Raw genomic sequence first — 3,520 nt, 5'->3', positions numbered from 1 at the left:
CCTGCCAGTAATGTTCAAGGGCATCAATATCACGGTTAGGAATACCGCCTTCCAGGTGAGCGCTTAAATCGTGTAAATCCTCTGGCTCCGAAGAGTCGATATACCGAGGGATATTAAGGTTGAAATCGTTTTTGGCGATTTCGTCAATCGGTACTAATCGGCTAAAGCGTTCAAGCTGTAAACCTTTATTAAATACATCAACAACTTTATGTATGTCTTGGCTACGAAGGCGGTTTTTGTTGCCATCTTTAATAAAGCCTTTGGAAGCATCAATCATAAAATAGAGCGACCTTCAATAGTTGGTAGGTTTTCATCCTCTTCATTAAAATTAGTAACCGCTTTTTGCGCGTGCTCTTTGTCGATCACGATAATACAAGCAGGGATGCCTGTCCCGTAGAATAGGTTTGCGGGTAAGCCAATAATGCCCTTGATGTAACCTTGCTTGATTAGGTTTTCACGAATGGTGGCTTCGGCATTACCACGGAATAATACTCCGTGTGGTAATATTACTGCCCCCTTACCGGTACTTTTTAAGCTTTTAATAATATGTAATAAAAAGGTGTAGTCGCCGTTTTTTTCTGGTGGTATGCCCCACGTAAAACGGTTATATAAATCGTTTTCTGGCGTTAAGCCGCTAGTCCAGTTTTTGTTTGAAAAAGGCGGGTTAGCGACTGCAAAATCAAAAGTTTTAAGTTGACCATCTGCGTCTTTCCAGTGTGGTTCTGAAAGCGTATTACCCTTGAAAATTTTAGCCGTTGTATTGTTGTGTAATATCATGTTCATACGAGCGAGTGCGCTAGTCGCGTTATCCATTTCTTGCCCGTAAATAGACAGCCCTCGGGGAGCTTCGTCACTGGCTTTTAATAATAACGAACCTGAGCCCGATGTAGGGTCGTACGCGGTAGCATCTTGCGGGGTATCTTTTGTTATTCCCACTACTTTGGCTAATATTTGAGAAACCTCAGATGGCGTATAAAACTGGCCTTTTGATTTACCCGATTCAGTCGCAAAGTGACGCATTAAAAACTCATAAGCATCACCTAATAAGTCGTCGCCGCCAGCACGGTTGGTTGATAAGTCTAACCCCTGAAATATACCTACCAATTTGGTCAGGCGGTCAATCATGTCTTTGCCTTTACCTAGCTTGTCTTCATCGTTAAAGTCGGCAACATCAATCACGCCCTTAAGGTCGTTTTCTTCAGCAAGGGCTGAAATGATTATATTAATTTTATCGCCAATTTCTTTATCGCCTTTAGCGGCAATCATATCGTCGTAGCTTGCACCTTTTGGTACGACTATCATGCCGTAAGGATCGCCTTTAAATTTGTCGCTTACGTACTTCATAAATAACATAGTCAGTACGTAGTCTTTATATTGGCTGGCATCCATACCACCACGTAGTTCGTCACAACTTGCCCAAAGAGATGAATAGAGTTCTGTTTTTTTAATAGCCATTGGAGTTTCGTTTAATCCTTGTGAAAGCGTTATTAGAGCAAGTCGGTGCTTAAGCCTGCGGCTTTGAGTCGTTGAGTGAGGTTGCGCATTTTTGAAAATTCAGTGCCAAAACTGTCTTTTAACCCTACGCCTTGGCAAAACTCTTTAGCGGTTATGCTTTTTAGATTATCAGCGTATTTAATCATTTGCAGGTGCATTTCGACAGTAAACTGATTGCGTGGCGCGTTGTTTAACGCTGTTTTGATATTATCGAATATCACTTGCTCGTTCATAAGAGTGTACTTTGAGATGAGTATTTAGCTAATTTATATAAATTAGCTAAATAAGCAAGTGAAGATTGGGTTTATAGTCAGAAATGCTAACTCTATAAGTCGATATTAAGGATTAAGATCTCTGAGTTTATCGAGTTCATCTACACGTAAGTTTAATGACATCACTAAATTTAAGATTAATTCTTCAGGAGTTAAACTTTCACGATTAAATGCGGAGTCTATTAATTGCTCCGTTGTTGGGTGCAGAGTTAAATCTTTTGCTAAGCCATAAATTTCTTCAAGATCTACATCATCAGCTTTGTGAGCTGATACCTCCAAGGGTATTTCTTTTTTAGCTTTTTGCTTAGCTAAAATATTTTTAATTTTTTTCTGGTGTTTTAAAGATTCTTGCTCCAACTCTTCCTTCAAGCGGTCTGTTTTACTTTTAACTGTGTTTTTCAGTATTTTTTTAGCTTGCTGTGCAGCATCATATGAGTCATCAATAATAGTGCTCATTCTAGTTTGTGGTGCGTAAGTGTGCTGCAAACTAAATGAGACATCATAAACGTCATCACCTAAAACTCGATTAGTCCACCCTTTGAGTGTTTCATTTTCATCTTCATCTATCGGGCCTGGTACATTAGTTCTAGAAATAGTCCCTTCAAAGTCGACAATAACACCGTACACTTCCATAATTCTACGGCAATAATTATGTTTATTCATTTTAATTCCTTATTTACAACCCAAATATTGGTGAGGTTTTTTGTATCCATCATTTCGTTAATTTCAATTAGTTTGAGATAAGCTTTACTCTTACTCGTTTTTAGTTCTGGTTTAGCAAGTTTTGAATTTGCCATTGTAACTGGGGTTACGTTTATGTAGTGAAAGCTATCTAAGCGGGCAAGCACTTTATTCAAAATATCGGTAGAGACTAGGGGCTGTTGATCTTTGTAGTATATATATTAATCAGCCCACATTGGTAGCCACATCATAGTAAATGCTAAAGCGAGCATGGAATGATAATTCCGTTCAAGCTTTTCATACCTTGTAGCTATCCCTCTATATTGTTTGATCCGACCAAAGGCATTCTCAACTAAGTGCCTATATTTGTACATGCACCAGTCAATATCTTCATTACCCACTAAACTGTTATCCTTGCGTGGAATAACGGGTGTAGCGCTATTATCACGAATAAACTCTCTTAGTTTTTCACTATCGTAGCCTTTATCTGCGACAACCACATTACTCGTTGGGCAATTGTCTACAAGTGACTCTGCATGGACGATATCATGCGTATTTCCACAGGATAATTCATAATAAACAGGCAATCCTCCGCTATCTACTGCAAGATGAATTTTAGTCGAATTGCCACCTCGACTCTTACCGATTGATTCATTGCCAGCGGTTCTTGCACCGCAACTATGCTGGTGAGCCCTGACAATACTGCCATCAATAAAGATCCAATCCATATCAGCATAGTGGGATAACACACGAAATAATTCATTCAAAATATCTTTTTTGGACCATAAATTAAATCGTCTATAGATAGCACTCCACGAGCCGAAATAAGACGGTAAATCTCGCCAAGGAATACCGGTACGCATCTTATAGAGTATGCCTTCGAGCGTTTTTCTATGCTCAGGCTTATTATAAATTCGACCACTTAAGTGCATTACTTTTGATAAGACATTCCATGTCGCGTCTGTTAACATTAATCTTGGCATGAGGGTTCGGTGTAACGTTTTTTAGCGAATTCAATTATACCTTATCCTCATGCTGTTTGTTTTTTATACCGCAAAGATCAACACGCCCTA

The 3,520-nt window shown here is 39.1% G+C and carries 5 protein-coding genes; all 5 read right to left on the bottom strand.

The features are described from left to right. Nucleotides 1-277 (bottom strand): N-6 DNA methylase (locus tag L647_RS1000000126485; protein WP_253948894.1); only part of this gene is annotated, 277 nt, incomplete at its 3' end. Further along, complete coding sequence (locus L647_RS01000000124375; RefSeq protein WP_253948893.1) at nucleotides 274-1,455, bottom strand: class I SAM-dependent DNA methyltransferase; 1,182 nt, start codon at nucleotides 1,453-1,455, stop codon at nucleotides 274-276. The genes L647_RS1000000126485 and L647_RS01000000124375, both read right to left, overlap by 4 nt. Before the next feature lie 32 nt (nucleotides 1,456-1,487). Further along, complete coding sequence (locus L647_RS0115265) at nucleotides 1,488-1,727, bottom strand: hypothetical protein (RefSeq protein ID WP_024611833.1); 240 nt, start codon at nucleotides 1,725-1,727, stop codon at nucleotides 1,488-1,490. Between the two features lie 105 nt (nucleotides 1,728-1,832). Continuing rightward, nucleotides 1,833-2,429, bottom strand: a complete 597-nt coding sequence (locus L647_RS0115260; protein ID WP_024611832.1) for a hypothetical protein — start codon at nucleotides 2,427-2,429, stop codon at nucleotides 1,833-1,835. Between the two features lie 239 nt (nucleotides 2,430-2,668). Continuing rightward, entirely contained in the window at nucleotides 2,669-3,430 is a 762-nt protein-coding gene (locus L647_RS0115250; RefSeq protein ID WP_024611512.1) for an IS5 family transposase, read from the bottom strand. Nucleotides 3,431-3,520 lie beyond the last annotated feature (90 nt).

The sequence above is a fragment of the Pseudoalteromonas sp. TB64 genome, assembly GCF_000498095.1.
Classification (GTDB): domain Bacteria; phylum Pseudomonadota; class Gammaproteobacteria; order Enterobacterales; family Alteromonadaceae; genus Pseudoalteromonas.
The sequence above is the reverse complement of the archived record's forward strand: the minus strand, read 5'-3'. Positions and strand labels throughout refer to the sequence as shown.